The sequence below is a fragment of the Janibacter sp. LM genome, from assembly GCF_039631275.1.
In the GTDB taxonomy this organism is placed as follows: Bacteria; Actinomycetota; Actinomycetes; order Actinomycetales; family Dermatophilaceae; genus Janibacter; species Janibacter terrae.
This window is the reverse complement of sequence record NZ_JBDIVG010000009.1, coordinates 107,115-129,164: the sequence shown is the minus strand read 5'-3', so window position 1 is coordinate 129,164 and position 22,050 is coordinate 107,115. Positions and strand designations below refer to the sequence as shown.

The following is a 22,050-nucleotide window of genomic DNA, read 5'->3' as shown; positions in this document are numbered from 1 at the left end:
TCACTCCCCTCCCCGCACGACGATCGTCGACAGGCTCGTCGCGACCGGTGCGTCGTCGGCATCGATGATCTCGCTGCGCATCGTCACCATCTGGTGGCCACCGGCCGCCCGGATCGCGTCGATGTGCAGCACGCCGCGCAGCTCGTCGCCGGCGACGATCGGGCGGTGGTGGGTGAAGCGCTGCTCGCCGTGGACGACGCGGGAGTAGTCGACGCCCGCCTCGGGGTCGGTGACGAACTGCGCGTCCGTGCGCTGGCCGGGGATGACCGCGAAGGTCGGCGGGGCGACGAGGTCGGGGTACCCAGCGGCGCGGGCGGCCTCGAGGTCGTGGTGCACCGGGTCGGTCGCTCCGACCGCCGCCGCGAAGTCGCGGATGTGCTCCCGCCCGACGCAGAAGGGGGGCGACGGATCATAGGTCCGACCCTGGAAGTCCTCGTTCACGGCCATGCCCGACAGTCTAGGCAGGTGCCCCGTGCACGACGACGCGGCCGCCGAGCAGGTGCTCGACGGCCGCGTCGTCAAGGATCGCGGGTGCAGGACCTCAGCGGGTCTCGCGGTGCGGGGTGTGCTTGCGGCACCGGTTGCAGAACTTCGCCAGCTCGATGCGGTCGGGCGTGTTGCGGCGGTTCTTCTTGGTGATGTAGTTCCGCTCCTTGCACTCCGTGCACGCCAGGGTGATCTTGGGGCGGACGTCGGCGCTCTTGGTGGCCACGGTAAGAACCTGCTCTCAGACACTTCGGGGTGGTACTCGCCTGGCGCCGGTCTGCGCTGGGCGGGAGGTGCGGGCCTGCTGACCCACACGGCTCAACACGGCGACGCACAAGAATAGTCCACGGACGACCACCACCGGAAATCGATGGTGGCTGCCTACCGTGGTACTGCGTAGCGGGAGCGGGGCTCGATCCCGCGACCTCACGATTATGAGTCGTGCGCTCTAACCAGCTGAGCTACCCCGCCTTGGCGGTCGACCTGCGCTGCGCGCGGACCGGACCAGAGCCCCCTGTCGGAATCGAACCGACGACCTTTTCCTTACCATGGAAACGCTCTGCCGACTGAGCTAAGGGGGCAGGACCACCGAGTGCTTCGAGGAGCGATCCGGTGGACGACCTCGGGAGAGATTACACGCCCGGGGCCGTGGTCATGAAATCGGGGGTTCGACCGGCGCTGCTGCCTCGCCGACGAGCGCCTCCAGGGCGGGCCGGAGGACCTGCGGGACCGCCGTCGGACGCCGGCTCGTCGCGTCGACGAAGACGTGCGCGGACGTCGCGAGGGCGACGAGCTCGCCGTCGCCCGACCGGGCGAGCGCGCACTCCCAGCGCACGCTCGAGCGGCCGACGGACAGCGCACGCAGGCCGACCTCGAAGGCGTCGGGGTAGGAGATCTCCGCGAGGTAGCGGCAGCCCGTCTCGGGGATGAGGTTGATCGTGTCCCCGCCCGCGGCGACGTCGAAGCCGTGCGCCTTGAGCCAGTCGTTGATCGCCGTGTCCATCACGGAGTAGTGCACGGCGTTGTTGACGTGGCCGAACTGGTCGTTGTCGCTCCAGCGGGTCGGGATCGTGACCCAGTACGGGTATCGGGCGCGGTCGAAGGTGTCGCTCACGTCAGCCATCCTGCACCGGCGTCCCGTCGGCCCGCCACAGCCCGGAGGTGCCGCGGCGGTGGCTGTCGAGCAGATGCGTGTCGACGATGCCGACGGCCTCCATGAGCGCGAAGGCCGTCGTCGGCCCGACGAAGGTGAAGCCCCGCCGCTTCAGCTCCTTGGCCAGGGCACGTGACTCGTCGGACGTCGTCGGCACCTCGGCGAAGGTCCGCGGCATCGGTGTGCGCTCGGGGCGGTGGGACCAGACGAGGTCGACCAGGCCCCCGTCCGCGCGAAGGGAGACCGTCGCACCGGCGTTGCGGATCGTCGCCACGATCTTCGCGCGGTTGCGCACGATCCCGGCGTCCTGCATGAGGTGGGCGACCTCCCCTTCGCCCCAGGTCGCGACGACGTCCGGGTCGAAACCGGCGAACGCTGCGCGGAAGGACTCCCGCTTGGCCAGGATCGTGGCCCAGGACAGGCCGGACTGGAAGGCCTCGAGGCTCAGCCGCTCGAAGAGCCCGCGCTCGTCGCGCACGGGCATGCCCCACTCGGTGTCGTAGTAGCGCCGCAGGAGCTCGCCGTGGGCTCCGCTCCCCTGCGCCCACGCCGGCCGCGCCAGCCCGTCCTCACCGATGACCACGTCCATGGCGAGCATGCTGCCACGGGCACGACGCAGGCCCCCGGGATCGCTCCTCGGGGGCCTGCGTGCACGTGGGTGGCAGGTGAAGGATTCGAACCTTCGTAGGGATAACCCGACGGATTTACAGTCCGTTTCCATTGGCCGCTCGGACAACCTGCCGTGTGCGTCTGGAAGGATAGCAAGTTGACCGCCCGAGGACGCAAATCCGGGCAGATCCACCGCCGAAGGAGTGACGAGGACCCATGGCCAGCAGCAGCTTCGACATCGTGAGCAAGGTCGACCGCCAGGAGGTCGACAACGCGCTCAACCAGGCCGCCAAGGAGGTCTCCCAGCGCTACGACTTCAAGGGTGTGGGCGCCTCGATCGAGTGGAGCGGCGACAACGTCGTCATCAAGGCCAACAGCGCCGAGCGCGTGCTCGCCGTGCTCGACGTCTTCGAGTCCAAGCTCGTGCGCCGCGGGGTCTCGCTGAAGAACATCGACTTCGGCGACAAGGACCCGCAGGCCTCGGGCAAGGAGTACGTCCTCTCGGGCCCGACCAAGGAGGGCATCGACCAGGACAACGCGAAGAAGATCTCCAAGATCATCCGCGACGAGGGCCCGAAGGGGATCAAGCCGCAGATCCAGGGCGACGAGCTGCGGGTCACCGGCAAGTCGCGCGACGAGCTGCAGGAGGTCATCGCGCTGCTGAAGGGCAAGGACCTCGACGTCGCACTGCAGTTCACGAACTACCGCTGACCACCCCTTCGCGCAGCCAGCGCGGACGCACCTGAACCCGCATTGCCCTAGGGGAATGCGGGTTCAGGTGCGTGCGGGGGCGCGTCGGTCAGACGGGGTCGGGCACCATCGACGCGGTGGCCGGCTCCGCCACGGCGGGGTGCGCCCGGTCGTGGCGACCCAGCAGACGTCCCAGGAGAGGGACGAGCAGGAGTCCGAGCAGCGTCGCGCCGACGAGGACCCACAGGCCCGAGGAGGGCGAGCCGGTGGCCTTCTCGGTCAGGCCGAACGCGTACGGGCCGACGAAGGCCCCGGTCAGGCCGATCGTGTTGACGAAGGCCAGCCCGGCCGCGGCCGCGACCCCACCGAGCCGGGCCATGAGGACCGACCAGTAGAGCGGCTGCACCCCGACGATGAAGAGCATCGTGGCGCTGAGGACGATCATCTTGGCCACCGGGTTGCCGACGGCGATGAAGATCAGGGCGAAGACGATCGCGCCGGCGGTGGTGATGCCGATGAGCCGCACCTCCGAGCCGGGGTCGCGCCGGAGCACCCGCGGCACGACGAGCACGCCGATGACGGCACCGATACCGACGACACCGGAGATCAACCCGATCATGAAGCTGTCCGAGACGTTCATCGCCTCCACGATCGAGGGGACGAAGAAGATGACGCCGTAGGTGGCGATCTGGTTCATGAAGTAGATCGCCGCGATGGTCAGCAGGAAGGGCTTGGACATCGCGTTGCGGATGATCGCTCCGGGACGCGTCTCCTCCGGCTCCTCGCCGACGGCCCGCCGGGTGAGCTCCCGGGCCTCCTCGGGCTCGAGCCACTTCGCCGTGGCCGGCGAGCTGGGCAGGGTGAAGAAGATGTAGATGCCGAGCAGGACGGTGGGGATGCCCTCGAGCACGAAGAGCCACTGCCAGCCGTGGAGGCCGCCCAGGCCGTCCAGCTTCATCAGCGCGCCACCGATGGGGTTGGCCACGATGAAGGCGACCGAGGATGCGGTGAGGATGAGGCCGACGACCGTCGCGCGGTCCTTCTGCGCGAACCAGGTCGTGATGAGGTACATGATCCCCGGGTAGAGACCGGCCTCGGCGGCGCCGAGGAGCAGGCGCAGGACGTAGAACACCGTCGGGCTGGAGATGAACATCATCGCCATGGTGATCAGGCCCCAGGTGACGGCGATGCGGCTGATCCACACCTTCGCCCCGATCCGGTGCAGGAGCAGGTTGCTCGGCACCTCGAGGACGGCATAGGTGATGAAGAACAGCCCGGCGCCCAGGCCGTACGCCGCGGCGTCGATCCCGACGTCGACCTCGAGGGAGGTCTTGGCGAGGCCGACGTTGGTGCGGTCGACGAAGGCCATGAAGTACGCGGCCATGAGCAGGGGCACCAGACGCACGAAGGCCTTCCGCGTGGCCCGCGCATGCACCTGGTCCGACGTCGTTGTCGGTGAAGTCATGTGTGATCTCCTGTAGGTGAAGGATGATTCAGGTATATGTTGAATCGGGATTCAAGTTCGAGTCAAGGGTCGCCTCGACTGCTCGGTGACGGTCAGGCGAGGGCGGCGACGAGGTCCTGCGCGCGACCCAGCAGCTCGGGCTTGCGGATCTTGCCCGTGTCGGTGAGCGGGAAGGCCTCGACGACCTCGACGAGCGGCAGCTTGTACGTCGCCATCTGGTCGCGAGCCCACTCCTCCACCCCGGTCGCGGTGACGGAGGACCCGGGGACCAGGCTGACGAAGGCCACGGGCCGCTGCCCGGTGGACGCGTCGTCCGCCGGCACCACGGCGACGGAGGCGACGTCGGGGTGGCCGGCGAGCAGCATCTCGACCTCGGCCGGGAAGACGCTCATGCCGTTGACCTTGATCATGTCCTTGCTGCGCGCGAGGTAGTGCAGGCACCCGTCGTCGTCGAGGTAGCCGGTGTCGCCCGTGTGCAGCCAGCCGTCCCGCAGCTGCTGCGCCGACGCCTGCGGGTTGCGCCAGTATCCGGTCATGATCGAGGGGCTGCGCAGGAGGATCTCCCCCGCCTCTCCGAGGGGCATCGGCTCCGCCGTCGCGGGGTCGACGACGACGACGTCCGTGCCCGGCACGGGCAGCCCGCAGAACACCGGCTCGGTGAGCAGGTCGTGGTCGCCCTCGTGGAACCCGTACGGCACGACGTCGACGGTGTGGCTCTCCGTCATGCCGTAGGAGCCCTCGCGCAGGACCGAGCCGGGTCCGACGACCTCGGACCACTGCCGGCGCACCTCCGGGGTGAGCTTGCGGATGAAGGACATCGTCATCGGCGCGGTGAAGCAGGACAGGTCGCGCTCGGCGACGCCGGGCACCCGCAGCAGGTCGAGGTAGCTCTCCACGGTGGCCGCGGTCGTCGTCACGCGGCACCTCTCGACGAGGTCCACGACGGTGGCGGCGTCCCAGCGCTCCAGCAGCACGGTGGTCCCGCCCGTGACGAGGGGGATGAGGATGCCCAGGTCCTCCCCCGCGATCCAGAAGACGGGGATGAAGCACAGCGAGACGACCCGTGTCCCGTCGAAGCCGTTGGCCCCCGAGGCACTCACGGCCGTGTAGACCATGTGCCGCTGGGTGTGCTCGCACCCCTTGGGCAGACCGGTCGTGCCGCCGGTGTAGTTGAGCGCCGCTAGGGCGTCGAGGTCCCCGGCCACCTCGCGCAGCGGCGCCGTCGCCTCGGTGTCGCTCCAGCGCACGACCTCGAGCCCCTCGACGGCGGGAAGGGGGTCCCCGCCGGTGGCGAGGACGACCACCGTGTGCACGTCGGTCGCGGCGGCGGCCGCGCAGAGCCGCTCCGCGAGTGCGGCGCTCGTGACGACCACGCTCGCCCCGGAGTCGCGCAGCTCGTGGACGAGCTCGGCGTGCTGGAACATCGGGTTCACCGGTACGTGCACGCACCCGGCCCGCAGCGTGCCGAGGAAGGCGATGACGAACTCGGGGACATTGCCCAGGTGGACGCCGACCCGCTCGCCGGGGGCCACCCCCTTCGCCCGCAACCAGCCGGCCCAGCGCGCGTGCCGGTCGGCGAGCTCGCGGTAGTCCATGACGACCTCGTCGTGGACGATCGCGGCCTCTTCCGGCTGCCGCTGCGCCCACGCGTCGACGTACCCGGGGACCGTGAGGTCACCGAGCGGGTGGACGACGTCGCGGGGGGTGCCGGCGGGACGGACCCGCTCCTGACGCTGCCGCAGGTCCTGCAGGTGCTGCGTGTAGTCCATGGGGGCTCCTTCGGGTCACCAGGTGTCGACGTAGCGGGTCGGCCGCTCGTCGGGGACGACGGACGCCATCGCCGTGCGGATCCACCGGCGGGTGTCGACCGGGTCGATGACGTCGTCGAGCTCGACGACCGCCGCAGAGTTGACCGCGCGGCCGCGTTCGTAGAGGTCGTCGACGAGCCGCTGCTCCAGCGCCCGGCGCTCCGTGGGGTCCGCGACCGCCTCGAGCTCGCGGCGGAAGCCCAGGCGGACCGCACCCTCGAGGCCCATGCCGCCGACCTCACCCGTCGGCCACGCCAGCGTCGCCGCCGGGCGGTGGAAGCTGCCCGCGGCCATCGCCTGCGCGCCCAGGCCGTAGGCCTTGCGCAGGACGACCGTCACCATCGGCACCCGCAGGTGCGACCCGATGACGAAGAGGCGGGCGAAGTGGCGCACCGTCGCGGTGCGCTCGTGCTCCGGCCCGACCATGAACCCCGGGGTGTCGCAGAGGGAGACGACGGGCAGCCCGTGCGCGTCGCAGAGCTGGAGGAAGCGCGCGAGCTTGTCCGCGGCCGGGGTGTCGATCGCCCCGCCGAGGTGGCGCGGGTTGTTGGCGACCAGCCCCATGGGACGACCCTCGATGCGCACGAGCGCGGTGACGACGCCGGGGGCGAAGCCGGCGCGCAGCTCGAGGACCGAGCCCTCGTCGGCGAGGGTGCGGATCGCGGCGTGGATGTCGTAGGCGCGCACCCTGTTCTCCGGGACGACGTGGCGCAGCGCCCGCTGGTCGGCGGCGGTCCACTCCTCGCGCGCCCCCTGGAAGTAGCCGAGGTAGCGCTGGGCCACCTCGACCGCCTCCGCCTCGTCGTCGACGACCACGTCGACGACGCCGTTGCCGCCCTGCACCTCGATGGGGCCGACCTCCTCGGGCGCGAAGACGCCCAGGCCACCCCCTTCGATCATCGCGGGACCGCCCATGCCGATCGTCGAGTCACGCGTGGCGATGATGACGTCGCAGCAGCCGAGGAGCGCGGCATTGCCGGCGAAGCAGCGACCGGCCGCGATGCCGATGGTCGGGACGAGCCCGCTGAGCCGGCCCATCGTCGCGAAGGTCGGCACGTCGAGACCGCTGGCGACCGTGGTGTCGGTGTCCCCGGGACGGCCCCCGCCCCCTTCGGCGAAGAGGACGACGGGCAGGCGCTGCTGCTCGGCGATCTCGAGGAGGCGGTCGGTCTTCTTGTGGTTGAGGTAGCCCTGGGTGCCAGCCAGCACGGTGTAGTCGTAGGCCAGGACCGCGCAGCGGGAGTCTCCGGCGGGGGTGCTGCCGATGCGACCGATCCCCGTGACGATCCCGTCGGCCGGGGTGCTCGCGATGAGGTCCTCCTCGCTGCGCCGCGCGCGCTGGGCCGCGACGGCGAGACCGCCGTACTCGATGAAGCTGCCCTCCTCGACGAGGTCGGCGATGTTCTCCCGGGCCGTGCGTCGGCCGCGCGCATGGCGCTTGGCGACCGCCTCGGGGCGAGCCGCGTCCAGGCGCCGGTCGCGGCGCTCGAGCAGCCTCGACAGGTCGGCCCGCTCGGCGTCGAGGTCGGGTCCCTCGTCGAGCGCGCCGGTCGACGACTGGTCGGAGGAAGGGAGCAGCCGCACCAGGAGGTCACCGGCCGCGGTCGTCGCACCGGCCCGGACCCGGACGGCGGTGACCGTCCCGGTGGCGGGGGCGGGCACCAGGTGCTCCATCTTCATCGCCTCGACGACGACGAGGGGCGTCCCGACGGCGACCTCCTGGCCGGGCTCGACGAGGACGGCGACGACGGTGCCGGCCATCTCCGCGAGGACCTCGCCGTCGCTCACGTCCGGGCGGTCGAGAGCACGGATCGGGCCGGTCTCGTCGAACCACCGGGTCGTGACGTCCCACGCGGCGACGTCCTCGTGGTCGAGGACCTCGCGCAGGAGCGGCAGGTTGGTCTCGACCCCGTCGACGGTGCACTCCGCGACCGCCTGTCGCGCCTTGCCGAGCGCCGCGGCCAGGCCGCTGTGGCTGTGGGTGACGACCTTCGCGACGAGCGAGTCGAAGGAGCCGTCGACGCGGGTCCCCTCGACGAGGTGCGTGTCCACCCGCACCCCGGGCCCGGTCGGCAGGGCGAGTCGGGAGACGACGCCGTGGGCGGGCAGCGCCTCGCCGTGGCTGCCGGTGCGCTCTGCGGCGACCCGCAGCTCGACGGCGGCGCCGGTGACCGCCGGTGGGGTCGCCAGGCCGAGGTCGGCGAGGCCCTCCCCCGCAGCCAGCCGCAGCTGGGCGAGCACGAGGTCGACGCCCGTGACCATCTCGGTCACCGGGTGCTCGACCTGCAGACGCGGGTTGACCTCGATGAACCACCAGCGGCTCGGGTCGTCGGCGTCGAGCAGGAACTCGACCGTGGCCAGCCCGCGGTAGCCGCGGCCGGAGACCAGCCGCACGGCGGCGGCGTGCAGGTCCGCCCGGACGTCGTCGGGCAGCGCCGGTGCGGGCGCGACCTCGACGACCTTCTGGAAGCGGCGTTGCAGGGTGCAGTCTCGCTCGCCGAGGTGGGTGGCTCCCCCTTCGCCGTCGGCCACGACCTGGACCTCGACGTGCCGGGCCCGCTCGACGTACAGCTCGACGAAGAGCTCGCCGGAGCCGAAGCTGCGCTCCGCCTCGGAGCGCGCGCGCTCCCAGGCCTCGCCGAGGGGCTCGCCGGCCGGCACCGCCCGCATGCCGCGGCCGCCGCCGCCCGCCGCCGCCTTGACCATGACGCCTGCGGGGCGCTGCGCCAGGGCGAAGGCCTCCGCCTGCGCCTCGGTGACGCCGACGGGGGTGGCGGGCAGGACCGGGACCCCGGCCTGCTCCGCCACCGCCCGGGCGCTGCCCTTGTCCCCGAAGAGCTCGAGCAGCTCGGCGTCCGGCCCGACGAAGACCACGCCGGCCTCGACGCACGCCCGTGCGAGCGCCGGACTCTCGCTGAGGAAGCCGTACCCCGGGTGCAGCATCGTGCACCCGTGCTCGATCGCCCCGGCGACGAGGGAGGACGCATCGAGGTAGGCGGCCGCACCCTCCCCCGGCAGCACGTGGACCGCCGTCGCGAGCCGGGCGGCCAGCGAGTCGGCCTCCGCCCGGGTCACGGCCGTCACGACGTCCAGACCGGCCTCCCTGGCGGCTCGGACGATCCGGACGGCGATCTCGCCACGGTTGGCGACGAAGACGGGCACGGCTGCTCCTCGGGGACGTGACGGGGTGGGGCGAAGGGGTGCGCGGGTCAGAAGATCTCGAAGAGCCCCGCCGCGCCCATGCCGCCACCGACGCACATCGTCACGACGCCGTAGCGCGCGCCTCGGCGCCGGCCCTCGATGAGGAGGTGACCGGCCATGCGCGCACCGCTCATGCCGTACGGGTGGCCGATCGAGATGGCCCCGCCGTTGACGTTGTACTTCGCCGGGTCGATGCCGAGCGTGTCGCGGCAGTAGAGCGCCTGGACGGCGAAGGCCTCGTTGAGCTCCCACAGGTCGATGTCGTCCACCGTGAGCCCGTGCTGGGCGAGCAGCTTCGGCACGGCGAAGACCGGGCCGATGCCCATCTCGTCCGGCTCGCAGCCCGCGACGGCCATGCCGCGGAAGGCGCCGAGCGGGGTCAGCCCGCGACGGGAGGCCTCGGCGGCCTCCATGACGACTGCCGCGGACGCGCCGTCGGACAGCTGCGAGGCATTGCCCGCGGTGATCGAGAAGCCCTCGGTGCCGTCCTTGGCGAGCACCGGGTTCAGCTTGGCCAGGTCCTCGATGGTCGTGCTGGGGCGGTTGCCCTCGTCCTTGGCGAGCGTGACCTCCTGCGAGGAGACCTCGCCGCTCGCCTTGTCCTTGCGGAGCATCGTCGAGGGCAGCGCGACGATCTCGTCGTCGAACGCGCCGGCCTCTTGGCCGGCTGCCGTGCGTCGCTGGGACTCGAGGGCGTACTCGTCCTGGGCATCCCGGCTGACGCCGTAGCGCTGCGCGACGATCTCGGCGGTCTCGAGCATGGACATGTAGGTCGCCGGCACGTGCTCGACGAGCCAGGGGTCCTGCGCGCGGTAGGTGTTCATGTGCTCGTTCTGCACCAGCGAGATCGAGTCGACCCCGCCACCGACGGCCACGTCCATGCCGTCGAGGACGACCTGCTTGGCGGCGGTGGCGATGGCCATGAGCCCGCTCGCGCACTGGCGGTCGACGGACATGCCGGCGACCGTGACGGGCAGGCCGGCGCGCAGCGCCGCCTGCCGGCCGATGTTCATCGCGGTCGAGCCCTGTTGGAGGGCGGCGCCGATGACGACGTCCTCGATCCGCTCGCCCTCGACGCCGGAGCGCTCGACGGCGTGGCGCACGGCGTGGCCGATGAGCTCCTGGGCCTGGGTGTCGTTGAAGGCGCCGCGGTAGGCGCGGCCGATCGGGGTGCGGGCGGTGGAGACGATGACTGCTTCGCGCATGGGGGTCACTCCTGTGGGTGAGGGGAGGTCGAAGGGGGTGGGTCGAAGGGGGTTCGGTCAGCTCGCCGGGAGGTCCACGAGCTCGGCCAGATCGCTGCGGTGCCGGTCCGGGGTGCCGAGGGCCAGCTGGTCGGACTTGGCCCGCTTGAGCCGGGTGTGCACCGACGCCTCCCACGTCATGCCGATGCCGCCGTGCAGCTGCAGGGCCTCCTCGGCCGCCCGCACCGCGGCGTCCGAGCAGTACGACTGGGCCACGGCCTGCGAGACCAGCTGGTCGGGGTCGCCGTCCGCGAGCGTGCCGGCGGCGTGGCGGGCGGCGGCCCGGGTGCCGACGAGTTCCAGGTAGAGGTCGGCGAGGCGGTGCTTGATCGCCTGGAAGGAGCCGATCGGTCGGGCGAACTGCACCCGCGTCTTCGCGTACTCCACCGTCGTGTCGAGGCACCACTGCGCCACGCCCAGCTGCTCGGAGGCGAGCAGCGCGGCGCCGGCGGCGAGCGCGGCGTCGACGGCCTCGTCGGCGGCGGTCCCGGAGGCGATCTCGTTCCCCTGACCGGTCACGCTCACGCGGGCGAGCGGGCGGGTCATGTCGAGCGACGTGATGGGCTCCAGCTCGACCTCGTCGCGATCGAGAGCACGAAGGGAGGTCACGCCCCCCTCGCCCCGGGTCGGCACGAGGAAGAGGTCGGCACCGAGCGCACCGGCGACCGGTGCGACCGGCCCCGCGCTCGGGTCGACGGCCGTCCACGCCCCACGGCGCGCGGTCCACGGCAGCACGAGCGCCGCGGTGCGCTCCCCCGAGGCGAGGGTCGGCAGACGGGTCTCGTCGCCGGCCTCGAGGAGGGCGGTCGTCGCGATGACGGCACTGGTGAGGAAGGGGACGGGCGCGACGGCCCCGCCGAGCTCCTCGAGGACCACGGCCGCCTCTCGGGCGCTGGCTCCCGCGCCGCCGAGCGACTCGGGGACGAGCAGGCCGGCGAGGCCGAGCTGCTCGGCCAGCGAGCGCCACAGGCCGGACACGTCGGTGTCGGGTTCGTCGGCGAGATGGGTGGGCAGCGTCTCGTCCAGCGCGCGGCGCAGGGTCGAGCGGACGCTGTCCCGCAGCGCCTCCTCGACGTCGGTGTAGAGCAGGTCGGTCATCGCGGCACATCCTTGAAGGCGATCCCCTTGTCGGGGCGGTGGTCCGGTGGCAGGCCGAGCACGCGCTCGGCGATGACATTGCGCATGATCTCGCTCGTGCCGCCCTCGATCGAGTTGCCCTTGGCGCGCAGATAGCGGAAGCCGGGGCCGTGACCGAGGAAGGAGCCGCCCTCGGGGCGGACCATCGTCCAGTCGTGGTACTCGAGCCCCTCCTCGGGGGCGACCTCGAGGGCGAACCCGCTCACCTGCTGCGCCTGGTGGGCGAAGGCGAGCTTCATCGCCGAGCTCTCGGGGCCGGGCTGACCGACCTCCAGGCCCTGCCGCAGGCGCTCCCCGGCGAGGCGGGTGACCTCGGTCTCGACCCACCACTGCATGAGCTCGGTGTGGTGGCCGGGGGTGCGCACCGACGGGTCGGTGCGCCACCGCTGGGTGACGACGCCGATCTGGCCGGCCTCGCGCTCGTTGCCGGCGGAGATCGCCACGCGCTCGTTGTTCAGCGTCGTCGTCGCGACCTTCCAGCCGGCACCCACGGCGCCGACCCGGTGGGTGTCGGGCACCCGCACCCCGGTGAGGAAGACCTCGTTGAACTCCGCCTCGCCGGTGAGCTGGCGCAGCGGCCGCACCTCGATCCCGGGGTCGGACATGTCCACGACGAAGTAGGTCATCCCCGCGTGCTTGGGGACCGTCGGGTCGGTGCGGGCCACGAGGATCGCGAACTGGGCGTTGTGCGCCCCGGAGGTCCACACCTTCTGCCCGTCGACGACCCACTCGTCACCGTCGGGGACGGCACGGGTCGCGACACCCGCGAGGTCGGAGCCGGCACCGGGCTCGCTGAAGAGCTGGCACCAGATCTCGGTGCACGTGAAGAGCGGGCGCAGGAATCGCTGCTGCAGCTCCTCCGTGCCGAAGGCCAGCAGCGTCGGAGCGGCCATGCCCAGGCCGATGCTGTTCTTCGCGAAGTCCGGACGGGGCGCGCCGGCCTCCTCGAGGAGGGCGTCGACCTCGAGCTGGCGTCCACGCGAGAGGCCGAGGCCTCCCTTCCCCTGCGGGAAGTGGACCCAGGCGAGGCCGGCGTCGAACTGGGCGCCGAGGAACTGCGCGGGGTCGCTCGTCTGCGGGTCGTGGCTCGCGAGGAGCTCCTCGACCCGCTGCTGCAGATCAGGCATGTGCGGTCCTCCTGCGGATCTCGTGTCGGGCGAGGGCGTTCTTGTGCACCTCGTCGGGGCCGTCGGCGAAACGCAGGGTGCGCACCTGGGCGTACCACTCGGCGACGGGGAAGTCCTGGCTCAGGCCGCCGGCGCCGTGCACCTGGACGGCCTTGTCGAGGATCCACTCGACGGTGGCGGGCGCGGCGATCTTGATCGCCTGGATCTCGGTGTGGGCGCCCTTGTTGCCCGCCGTGTCCATGAGCCACGCGGCCTTGAGGGTGAGCAGCCGCAGCTGCTCGATGCGCACCCGGGACTCGGCGATCCAGTCGCGGATGACGCCCTGCTCGGACAGCGCCTTGCCGAAGGCGACCCGGCTCGCGGCGCGGTCGATCATCAGCTCCAGCGACCGCTCGGCGATGCCGATGAGCCGCATGCAGTGGTGGATCCGGCCCGGGCCGAGGCGGGCCTGGGCGATCGCGAACCCGGAGCCCTCCTCGCCGATGAGGTTGGCGGCCGGCACGCGCACGTCGGTGAAGTCGATCTCGGCGTGGCCGCCGTGGTCGCGGTCGTCGTAGCCGAAGACCTTCATGCCGCGGCGCACGTCGACGCCGGGGGTGTCGCGCGGCACGAGGATCATCGACTGCTGCCGGTGACGGTCGGCCGACGGGTCGGTCTTGCCCATGAGGATGAAGATCTTGGCGTCGGGGTTCATCGCGCCGGAGATGTACCACTTGCGGCCGTTGATGACGTACTCGTCCCCGTCGCGCACGATCGAGGTCTCGATGTTGGTCGCGTCGGAGCTGGCCACGCGCGGCTCGGTCATCGCGAAGGCCGAGCGGATCTCGCCGGCGAGGAGGGGGGTGAGCCACTGCTCCTGCTGCTCGGGGGTGCCGAACATGTGCAGCACCTCCATGTTGCCGGTGTCCGGTGCCGCGCAGTTGGTCGCGACCGGGGCGATGTGCAGGCTCCGGCCGAGGAGCTCGCACAGGGGCGCGTACTGGAGGTTGGTCAGGCCGGCGCCGGACTCACCGGGCAGGAAGAGGTTCCACAGCCCCAGGCTGCGGGCGGCCTCCTTGGCCTGCTCGACGACCGGCGGCGGCGACCAGCGGTCCGGCGCCGCGTCGAGCTGCTCCTGGTAGGTCGCCTCGATGGGGTAGACGTGCTCGTCCATGAAGGCGGTGAGCCGCTCCTGCAGCTCGGTGGTCCTGGCGTCCGTCGTGAAGTCCACGGTCCGCTCCCTTCGCTCAGCGTGTGGTGGCGGTGACCCTGGCGGGTCGCTCACCGGTGGTCGCGATGGTCGGGCGGTCGATGGCCCGCTTGAGGATCTTGCCGGTCGCACCCTTGGGCAGCTCCTCGACGACCTCGTAGATGCGCGGCACCTTGTAGGCCGCGAGGCGCTCCTCGAGCCAGGTGCGCAGCCGCGTCGGGTCGATGCTCGCCCCCGGCTGCGGGGTGATGACGGCGGCGATCTCCTCGCCGAGCCGCTCGTCCGGGACGCCGATGACGGCGGCCTCGAGGATGTCGGGGTGGCCGTAGAGGACCTCCTCGATCTCCCGCGGGTAGACGTTGTACCCACCGCGGATCACGAGGTCCTTCTTGCGGTCGACGATCCACAGGTCGCCGTCCTCGTCCATGCGACCGATGTCGCCGGTGAGGAACCAGCCGTTCGCGAAGGCCGCCTCGGTGGCCTCCGGACGGTTCCAGTAGCCGCTCATGACGTACGGCCCCCGGATGCCGACCTCACCCGTCGCGCCGGGGGGCAGCTCGCGGTGGTCGTCGTCGAGGATCGCGAGCGCGCCGCCGGGCAGCGCGCGGCCCACGCTCATCTCCTTGCGCGGGCAGTCGTCGCGGTTGAAGGTCGCCGCACCCGCGGTCTCGCTCAGGCCGTAGCCGTCGAGGACGACGGCGCCGAAGCGGTCGTGGAAGGCCTTGCCCACCTCGAGCGGCAGCGCGGCACCTCCCGAGCACGCGAGGCGGAGGGAGGCGAGGTCCTCACGGGTCACGTCCGTCTCGGCATGGAGCATGGCGTTCCACATCGTCGGGACACCCGCGACGGAGGTGAGCTGCTGGTCGGCGGCCATCCGCAGGAGCTTGGCCGGGTCGAAGGGCCGCAGCAGCGACATGCAGCCGCCGGCGGTGTAGACGGTGAACATCGACGACGACTGGCCGAACACGTGGAAGAGCGGCAGGGCGGTGCCCATGCTCTCGCCGGAGCCGAGGGCGAGCGCCTCGGCGAGGGACTCGCCGCAGGACAGCAGGTTGCCGTGCGAGAGGATCGCGCCCTTGGGCGCACCGGTCGTGCCCGAGGTGTACAGCAGGACCGCCGGCTCGTCCGAGCCGACGTCGACCGGGTCGGGCATGCCGCGGGGCGCCGGGACGCAGTCCGGCGCGAGCAGCCACAGGGGCAGCTCCGCCGCAGCAGCCGTGGCGGTGACCGCCTCGGGCACCTCGTGCCAGCCGAGCGCGAGGGTGCACCCGGCGTCCTCGACGAAGTGGGTCAGCTCGCGCTGGGTGCACAAGGGGTTGACCGTCACCGCGGTCGCGCCGAGGGCGAGGACCGCGTGGTAGGTGATGACGAACTCCGCGCTCGTCGGGACGACGAGGAGGACCCGGTCCTGCGGGCGCACGCCACGCTCGGCGAGCGCCTCCATCGCGCCGCGCACGGCGGTGCGCAGCTCGGCGAAGCTCCACGAGCGCCCGTCATCGCGCAGCGCGGGCGCGTCCGGCGTCTCCTGCGCCCACCGCCAGATGAGGCTGGCTCCGTTGGTCATGACGCGTCTCCCCTCAGGTGGCGCTGGTAGCGCTGCATGCCGTGGATCCACCGGTCGTGGTCGGCGGCCTTGCGCTGTGCGAACTCGCGGACGTCCTCGTGCGGCGTGATGAGGAAGCGACCCTCGGCGACCGCGGCGAGGACCTGGTCGGCGACGTCTCGCGGGGCGAGCACCTCGCCCGCACCGGTCACCGCGGCGGCGGCGACCCGGCCCCCGTCGCCCCCGCCGGAGGTCATGCCCGCGCGGAGCATGTCGGTGTCGACGCCCATCGGGCACAGGCAACTGACCCCGATCCCGTCGTCGCCGTAGGTCACGGCGAGCCACTCGGCGAACCCGACGGCGCCGTGCTTGGTCACGGAGTACGTGGCCGAGCCGATCTGGGTGAGCAGTCCTGCGGCCGACGCCGTGGAGACGAAGTAGCCGCCGCCCCGCTCGACCCAGCCCGGCACGAGCTGCCGGGCGGCACGCACGTGCGCGAGCAGGTTGACGTCGAGCGCGAGCTGCCACTGGTCGTCGGTGGCCCCGAGACCGCTGCCGTCACCGACGCCGGCGTTGGCGAAGTAGAGATCGACCTCGCCGAAGTGCTCCCGGGCGGCGGCGATCGTGCGGGTGATGTCCGCCTCGCTCGAGGCGTCACCCGGCACGGCCAGCACCGCGTCTGGACCGACCGAGGCGGTGAGCCGCTCGGCGGTGGCGGTGAGGCGCTGCGCGTCGAGATCCGCGATGACGACTCGGGCGCCGCGGGCGATCAGCGCCTCCGCGAGGGCCGCCCCGATGCCACCGGCCGCGCCGGTGACGACGGCGACCTTGCCCTGGATCCGCATCCCGGGCATCAGTCGCAGGGGGAGCCGGCGACGTAGAGGACCTGACCGGTGGTGAAGCCGGCCCCCTCGCTGGCGAAGAAGGAGACGGCGTGGGCGATGTCCTCGGGCTGGCCGGTCCGGCCGACGGGGACCTGCTGGGCCGCGTGGGTCACGAAGTCCTCGAACGGGACACCGACCCGCTCCGCAGTCGCCTGGGTCATCTCGGTCTCGATGAAGCCGGGCGCGATGGCGTTGGCGGTCACGCCGAACTTGCCCAGCTCGATGGCCAGGGTCTTGGTGAACCCCTGCATGCCGGCCTTGGCCGCGGAGTAGTTGGTCTGGCCGCGATTGCCCTGGGCGGAGGTCGAGGAGAGGTTGACGATGCGCCCGTACCGCTCCTGCGTCATGTACGCCTGGCAGGCCTTGGTCATGAGGAAGGCGCCGCGCAGGTGGACCGCCATGACGGAGTCCCAGTCCTCGACGGACATCTTGAAGAGCAGGTTGTCGCGGATGATGCCGGCGTTGTTGACCAGCACGGTCGGCGCACCGAGCTCGTCGGCGACCCGCCGCACAGCGGCCTCGACCTGCTCGGGGTCCGAGACGTCGGCGCCGACGGCGAGCGCCCGCCCCCCGGCCGCGGTGATCTCCTCGACGACGGGCACGCAGGCCGACTCGTCGAGGTCGAGGACGGCGACGGCCATCCCGTCCGCGGCGAGGCGGCGGGCGACGCCCGCCCCGATCCCTCGGGCCGCACCGGTGACGACGGCGACGCGCTGCTGGTCAGTGGTCATCTGAGAACTCCTGTGGTCTCGACTGCCGGAACGTCTCGAACATACTTGAACCCGGCTTCAAGTTCAACTAAGTTCGGGGCATCCCGTTCGTGATCGAAGGAGCTCACCATGACGCAGACAGCCCAGCACCGCCCGACCTCGGTCCAGGACCTCAAGGACCTCGTGGGGGTCGAGCTCGGCCCCACCGAGTGGCACGTCGTCGACCAGGCCAAGATCGACGGCTTCGCCGACCTCACCGGCGACCACCAGTGGATCCACGTCGACCCTGCCAGGGCCGCGGACTCCCCCTTCGGCTCGACGATCGCGCACGGCCTCTACAGCCTCTCGCGCACGCCGGCCTTCCTCGAGGAGCTCATGGCCTTCGACGGGTTCGCCCACAGCCTGAACTACGGCTACGACAAGGTGCGCTTCATCCACCCGCTGCCGGTCGGCTCGCGCATCCGCCTGCGCGCGATGCTGACCTCGGTCGAGGAGACCGCTCCCGGCGCCGTCAAGGTCGTCACGACCCTCACGGTCGAGGCCGACGGCATCGACAAGCCGATCCTCGTCGCGGAGTCGATCGGCCGCTTCAGCTCCTGACCCAGCAGGACGAGAGAGCCGCATCCGCCCCGGGCGGCTGCGGCTCTCCTCATGGGCGAGGTCGGGATCAGCGACGCACGCCGATCGTGCCCGACAGGGGCAGCTGCCAGGGCAGGGCCCGGTGGGCGGCGATCTCCGCATCGATGCGCTGGGCCAGGTCCGCCGGGAAGGGGGTGGCCCTGCGGGCGACGAGGTCGACGTGCCCCTCGAGCACCTCGAGCGTGTTGGCGATCCGACCGGTGCTGTGGTTGACGACGACCGAGATCCCGTGGAAGACCTTGTCGCCCCGGTCGAGCCAGCGCACGTGGGCGGAGATCTCCTCGCCGATGTGCACCTCGTGCAGGAAGCGCAGGTGCTGCTCCATGCTGAAGACGCCGAGGCGACGACCGGAGCGGTAGTCGTCGTCGACGCCGATGCGCAGCAGCGACTCCTCGGCGGCGCGGATGTGGAAGCCGTAGAAGTGGGCCACATTGACGTGGCCGTTGCCGTCCTCCCACTCCGGCCCGGCGACGACGCGGCAGGCCTCGGGGATCCGCGCGATCTCGGCGACGGTGGGCAGCTGGTCGACGGTCACGGCACCAGGACCACCTTGCCGGTGACGGTGCGCCCCTCGAGGGAGGAGAGCGCGGTCGCGGCCTCCTCCAGCGGGTGGACCGCGCCGACGACGGGGCGCAGCGCACCGCTGCGCAGGTGCGGGAGCATGGCGTCCCACTCCCGGCCCACGTGGCCGGGGCGCGACATCGCGTAGGCGCCCCATCCGACGCCGACGACCGAGACGTTGTTGAGGAGCAGGCGGTTGACCTTGACCTCGGGGATCCCACCGGCCGTGAAGCCGATGACGAGGAGCCGGCCGTGCTCGCGCAGGGTGCGCAGGGAGTCGGTGAAGCGGTCCCCGCCGACGGGGTCGACGACGATGTCGACGCTCGCCTTGCCGACCGCCGCGAGGAACCCGTCGGCCGGGACGACCTCGTCCGCACCGGCGGCCCGGGCGATCTCCCCCTTCGCCTCGGTGGAGACGACCCCGATGACCCGCCCGGCACCGAAGGCCTTGGCCATCTGGATGGCCGCGGTGCCGATGCCTCCGGCGGCGCCGTGGACGAGGACGGTCTCGCCCTCGGTCAGGCCACCGCGCTCGAGGAGCGCGAAGTAGACCGTCGCGTAGTTGAAGGTGAAGGACGCGGCCTCCTCGAAGGTGACCTCGTCGGGCAGGGCGAAGGTCAGGTCCGGGCGGGCCACGGCCTGCTCGGCGAAGCCACCCAGCAGGGTGAGCGCGGCGACGCGGTCACCGGCGGACAACCCGCTGCCCTCAGGGGCGGCGACGACGACGCCGGCGACCTCGGCGCCCGGGACGAAGGGGAGGTCCGGCTTGACCTGGTACAGGCCCCGGGTCTGGAGCAGCTCGGGGAAGGCGACCCCGGCCGCCTTGACGTCGATCGTCACGAGCCGCGGGTCACCGGGCTCCGGAAGGTCGACGAGCTCGACCGCCTCGGGGCCGTCGAGCGAGGAGATGTGGACTGCGCGCATGTGGGAGACCTTTCAGACCTGGAGGAGGAGCTTGCCGGTGTTGACCCCGTCGAAGAGGCCGAGCAGGGCGTCGGGGAAGGCGGCGACGCCGCCCTCGAGGACGGTCTCGGTCGCGACGAGACGGCCGTCGCGGATGAGCTCGCCGATGCCTGCGATGGCCTCGCCGTAGCGGTCGGCGTAGTCCATGACGACGAAGCCCTGCATGCTCGCGCGGAAGACCAGCAGCGCCATGTAGCGCCGCGGCCCCTCCGCGAGGGTCTCGTCGTTGTAGGTCGAGATGGCCCCGCAGACGACGACGCGGGCACCGTGCGCCAGGTTGGCCAAGGCGGCGTCGAGCAGCTCCCCGCCGACGTTGTCGAAGTAGACGTCCACGCCGTCGGGTGCGGCCCGGCGCACCTGGCGCAGCAGGTCCCCCTCGCGGCGGTCGATGACCTCGTCGAGCCCGAGCTCGCGCAGCCAGGCGACCTTGTCCGGGCCCCCGGCGACGCCGATGACCCGGCACCCCTTGGCCTTGGCGAGCTGGGCGACGGTGCTGCCGACGGCACCGGCCGCAGCCGACACGAGGACAGTGTCGCCGGGCTGCGCCCGTCCGATGTCCTCCAGGCCGAACCATGCGGTCATGCCCGGCATGCCGAGCGCGCCCAGCCAGGTGCTCATCGGGGCGAGGTCCAGGTCGAGGCGGGCGACCCCCTTCCCGCTGGAGATCGCGTACTCGCGCACCCCGAAGGTGCCGCTCACGACGTCACCGACGGCGAAGTCCTCGTGCTGCGAGGCGACGACCGTGCCGGCACCGAAGGCCCGCATGACGGCGCCGATCTGCACCGGAGGCAGGTACGAGCGCACGTCGTTGAGCCAGCCGCGCATCGCGGGGTCGAGCGAGATCTGCTGCAGCTCGACGAGGAACTCCCCCGGACCGGGGTCGGGGACGTCGGTCGTGGCCAGCTCCCAGGTGCTCGCGTCGGGGCGGCCGTGCGGGCGGGCGGCGAGGCGGATCTCCTGCGAGGTCCGGGACATGGGTGGCTCCTGGGTCGGGTCGACGGTGACACGGCCACCCTGCCACAACATGAATCTGCGTTCAACTACTCTTGAACCGCGATTCAAGTGCGACTACGGTCGAGCCACCACCCCCGAGCGAAGGACCACCATGGACATCCCCTCCCTCTTCTCCCTCGAGGGCCGCGTCGCCCTCGTGACCGGCGGCTCCCGCGGCATCGGCCGGATGATCACCGAGGGCCTGCTCAGCCAGGGCGCGACGGTCTACATCACCGCCCGCAAGGCGGAGGCCTGCCTGGCCACGGCCGCAGAGCTGTCGCAGGAGCACGGCGAGGGTCGCTGCACGGCGCTGCCCGGTGACGTGTCGACGACCGCCGGCATCGCCGACCTGCTCGCCGCCCTGGCCGAGCACGAGGACCACCTCGACGTGCTCGTCAACAACGCCGGCGCGGCGTGGGCCGAGCCCTTCGACAGCTTCCCCGAGAGCGGCTGGGACAAGGTCATGGACCTCAACGTCAAGGCGCCCTTCTTCCTCACCCAGGCGGCCAAGGGCCTGCTGCTCGCCGGCCGTGAGCGCAGCGGCCACCTGGCCAAGGTCATCAACATCGCCTCCATCGACGGGCTCTCCCTCAACCCGCTCGAGACGTACTCGTACCACGCGAGCAAGGCGGGGGTCGTCCACCTCACGAAGCGGATGGCCGTCACGCTCGCGCCCGAGGGCATCGTCGTCAGCGCGATCGCGCCGGGCGCCTTCGCCTCGAGCATGAACAAGGAGGCGCGCGACCACGGGGACGAGATCTCCGGCCAGATCCCCTCCGGTCGCATCGGGCGTCCCGAGGACATGGCCGCCGCCGCGATCTACCTGGCCTCGGACGCCGGCGACTACGTCGTCGGCAGCACGCTGACCGTCGACGGCGGGGTCAACATCGCCCGCTGAGCCGCGCCACGTGACGAAGGGAGGGGCCGCTGGCCCCTCCCTTCGTGCGCCGGCGAGGAGACCTCAGTCCGCGCGCAGCTCGGGCGTCGTGAGCCCGAGCGCGTTGGTCCACAGACGCGTGGCACCCTCGACGAGCTCCTCGACGGGGACGAGGAGGAAGTCGTTGACGAAGGCGTCCTGGGCCAGGCGCGAGACCATGCCCGAGAGCGCCATGGCCGCGGTCATCGCGTCGATCCCGCGGTCCGCGAGCCCGCGGGACTGCAGGTCGGCGATGGCCTTGCCGTTGCGGACGACGAAGGCCTGGGCCCTGGCCTGGCGCAGCCGCCGGAACCGCGGGTCGACCGCGGCGACCTGGAGGAGCAGCTGGTTGAGCCGCGCGTTGCGCCGGTAGGCCTCGAAGTAGGCGCGGTTGCTCGCGGCGATGATCGCGACCGGGTCGTCGGTCGCCTCCATCCGGTGGGTCCCGGGGTGCAGCATCTCGCTCTGCGCCTGGTGCAGGACCGCCGCGAAGACCTCGTCCTTGCTGTCGAACCACGTATAGAAGCTGCCGATCGAGCACTTCGCCTCGGCGGCGATGTCGACCAGGCGGGAGTCGACGAAGCCGTCGCGCTCGAAGACGGTGCGGGCGGCGGCGATGAGCGCGTCCCGGGTGCGCTGGCCGCGCGCGGTCTGCGGCTGGGTGCCGAGCTTGGCGGCGTCGACGAGGTCGGGCACCTCGCTCGTGGTCTCGCTGTCGCTGGGCATGGCCGC

21 protein-coding genes and 3 tRNA genes are annotated in these 22,050 nt (G+C 71.9%); 3 read left to right on the top strand and 21 right to left on the bottom strand.

Going from position 1 to position 22,050, the window contains the following annotated elements:
- From ABC138_RS06095 to ABC138_RS06065, 7 genes are all read right to left on the bottom strand, one after another.
- On the bottom strand, positions 1-447 hold the full coding sequence (locus ABC138_RS06095; protein WP_068326121.1) for a MaoC family dehydratase N-terminal domain-containing protein: 447 nt from the start codon (positions 445-447) through the stop codon (positions 1-3).
- 94 nt (positions 448-541) lie between these two features.
- Entirely contained in the window at positions 542-712 is a 171-nt protein-coding gene (rpmG, locus tag ABC138_RS06090) for a 50S ribosomal protein L33 (protein WP_068326124.1), read from the bottom strand.
- A gap of 171 nt (positions 713-883) precedes the next feature.
- Positions 884-957: transfer RNA gene (locus ABC138_RS06085), tRNA-Met, on the bottom strand.
- 37 nt (positions 958-994) lie between these two features.
- Positions 995-1,067: transfer RNA gene (locus ABC138_RS06080), tRNA-Thr, on the bottom strand.
- Positions 1,068-1,138: 71 nt separating this feature from the next.
- Positions 1,139-1,600 (bottom strand): thioesterase family protein, encoded by a 462-nt coding sequence (locus tag ABC138_RS06075; RefSeq protein WP_345913046.1) that lies wholly within the window; start codon positions 1,598-1,600, stop codon positions 1,139-1,141.
- 1 nt (position 1,601) lies between these two features.
- Positions 1,602-2,228, bottom strand: a complete 627-nt coding sequence (locus ABC138_RS06070; protein ID WP_345913045.1) for a DNA-3-methyladenine glycosylase I — start codon at positions 2,226-2,228, stop codon at positions 1,602-1,604.
- A 70-nt stretch (positions 2,229-2,298) separates the two neighbouring features.
- Positions 2,299-2,381: transfer RNA gene (locus ABC138_RS06065), tRNA-Tyr, on the bottom strand.
- Positions 2,382-2,464: 83 nt separating this feature from the next.
- Between ABC138_RS06065 and ABC138_RS06060 the strand changes: the two genes are divergently transcribed.
- Positions 2,465-2,959, top strand: a complete 495-nt coding sequence (locus ABC138_RS06060) for a YajQ family cyclic di-GMP-binding protein (protein WP_068326134.1) — start codon at positions 2,465-2,467, stop codon at positions 2,957-2,959.
- An 88-nt stretch (positions 2,960-3,047) separates the two neighbouring features.
- Here the strand turns inward: ABC138_RS06060 and ABC138_RS06055 are convergent, their stop codons facing one another.
- From ABC138_RS06055 to fabG, 10 genes are all read right to left on the bottom strand, one after another.
- Positions 3,048-4,403: an MFS transporter gene (locus ABC138_RS06055; protein WP_068326139.1), complete on the bottom strand. Its 1,356-nt coding sequence runs from the start codon at positions 4,401-4,403 to the stop codon at positions 3,048-3,050.
- A gap of 92 nt (positions 4,404-4,495) precedes the next feature.
- Positions 4,496-6,172 carry an AMP-binding protein gene (locus ABC138_RS06050; RefSeq protein WP_068326142.1) on the bottom strand — a complete coding sequence of 559 codons (1,677 nt, stop codon included), beginning with the start codon at positions 6,170-6,172 and terminating at the stop codon, positions 4,496-4,498.
- 15 nt (positions 6,173-6,187) lie between these two features.
- Positions 6,188-9,373, bottom strand: a complete 3,186-nt coding sequence (locus ABC138_RS06045) for a carboxyl transferase domain-containing protein (protein WP_345913044.1) — start codon at positions 9,371-9,373, stop codon at positions 6,188-6,190.
- Positions 9,374-9,420: 47 nt separating this feature from the next.
- Complete coding sequence (locus ABC138_RS06040) at positions 9,421-10,617, bottom strand: acetyl-CoA C-acyltransferase (RefSeq protein WP_345913043.1); 1,197 nt, start codon at positions 10,615-10,617, stop codon at positions 9,421-9,423.
- Between the two features lie 57 nt (positions 10,618-10,674).
- Positions 10,675-11,754 carry an acyl-CoA dehydrogenase family protein gene (locus ABC138_RS06035; protein ID WP_068425536.1) on the bottom strand — a complete coding sequence of 360 codons (1,080 nt, stop codon included), beginning with the start codon at positions 11,752-11,754 and terminating at the stop codon, positions 10,675-10,677.
- The gene (locus ABC138_RS06030) at positions 11,751-12,920 is read right to left on the bottom strand and encodes an acyl-CoA dehydrogenase family protein (RefSeq protein WP_068326151.1); all 1,170 of its coding nucleotides are present in this window, start codon (positions 12,918-12,920) and stop codon (positions 11,751-11,753) included. Before ABC138_RS06030 ends, ABC138_RS06035 begins: the two co-directional genes overlap by 4 nt.
- Complete coding sequence (locus tag ABC138_RS06025) at positions 12,913-14,130, bottom strand: acyl-CoA dehydrogenase family protein (protein ID WP_345913042.1); 1,218 nt, start codon at positions 14,128-14,130, stop codon at positions 12,913-12,915. Before ABC138_RS06025 ends, ABC138_RS06030 begins: the two co-directional genes overlap by 8 nt.
- A gap of 16 nt (positions 14,131-14,146) precedes the next feature.
- Positions 14,147-15,673, bottom strand: a complete 1,527-nt coding sequence (locus ABC138_RS06020) for an AMP-binding protein (protein WP_345913041.1) — start codon at positions 15,671-15,673, stop codon at positions 14,147-14,149.
- Positions 15,670-16,506, bottom strand: coding sequence for an SDR family oxidoreductase (locus ABC138_RS06015; RefSeq protein ID WP_345913040.1), 837 nt, complete (start codon positions 16,504-16,506; stop codon positions 15,670-15,672). Before ABC138_RS06015 ends, ABC138_RS06020 begins: the two co-directional genes overlap by 4 nt.
- On the bottom strand, positions 16,506-17,267 hold the full coding sequence (gene fabG, locus ABC138_RS06010) for a 3-oxoacyl-ACP reductase FabG (RefSeq protein ID WP_345913039.1): 762 nt from the start codon (positions 17,265-17,267) through the stop codon (positions 16,506-16,508). The genes ABC138_RS06015 and fabG overlap by 1 nt, the downstream gene beginning before the upstream one ends.
- Positions 17,268-17,375: 108 nt before the next feature.
- Here fabG and ABC138_RS06005 point away from each other — a divergent pair, with 108 nt between their 5' ends.
- The gene (locus ABC138_RS06005) at positions 17,376-17,846 is read left to right on the top strand and encodes a MaoC family dehydratase (protein ID WP_345913038.1); all 471 of its coding nucleotides are present in this window, start codon (positions 17,376-17,378) and stop codon (positions 17,844-17,846) included.
- 67 nt (positions 17,847-17,913) lie between these two features.
- Here ABC138_RS06005 and ABC138_RS06000 read toward each other — a convergent pair whose 3' ends face one another.
- From ABC138_RS06000 to ABC138_RS05990, 3 genes are read right to left on the bottom strand one after another with little or no spacing between them, the layout of a single operon-like run.
- A complete protein-coding gene (locus ABC138_RS06000; RefSeq protein ID WP_082817251.1) occupies positions 17,914-18,420 on the bottom strand; it encodes a thioesterase family protein in 507 nt (168 codons plus the stop codon).
- A complete protein-coding gene (locus ABC138_RS05995; RefSeq protein WP_345913037.1) occupies positions 18,417-19,370 on the bottom strand; it encodes an NADPH:quinone oxidoreductase family protein in 954 nt (317 codons plus the stop codon). The genes ABC138_RS06000 and ABC138_RS05995 overlap by 4 nt, the downstream gene beginning before the upstream one ends.
- Before the next feature lie 12 nt (positions 19,371-19,382).
- A complete protein-coding gene (locus tag ABC138_RS05990) occupies positions 19,383-20,384 on the bottom strand; it encodes an NADP-dependent oxidoreductase (RefSeq protein WP_068326171.1) in 1,002 nt (333 codons plus the stop codon).
- A 130-nt stretch (positions 20,385-20,514) separates the two neighbouring features.
- Here ABC138_RS05990 and ABC138_RS05985 point away from each other — a divergent pair, with 130 nt between their 5' ends.
- Positions 20,515-21,300 (top strand): SDR family oxidoreductase, encoded by a 786-nt coding sequence (locus ABC138_RS05985; RefSeq protein ID WP_068326173.1) that lies wholly within the window; start codon positions 20,515-20,517, stop codon positions 21,298-21,300.
- Between the two features lie 63 nt (positions 21,301-21,363).
- Here ABC138_RS05985 and ABC138_RS05980 read toward each other — a convergent pair whose 3' ends face one another.
- A complete protein-coding gene (locus ABC138_RS05980) occupies positions 21,364-22,044 on the bottom strand; it encodes a TetR/AcrR family transcriptional regulator (protein WP_245634820.1) in 681 nt (226 codons plus the stop codon).
- Between the last annotated feature and the right edge of the window lie 6 nt (positions 22,045-22,050).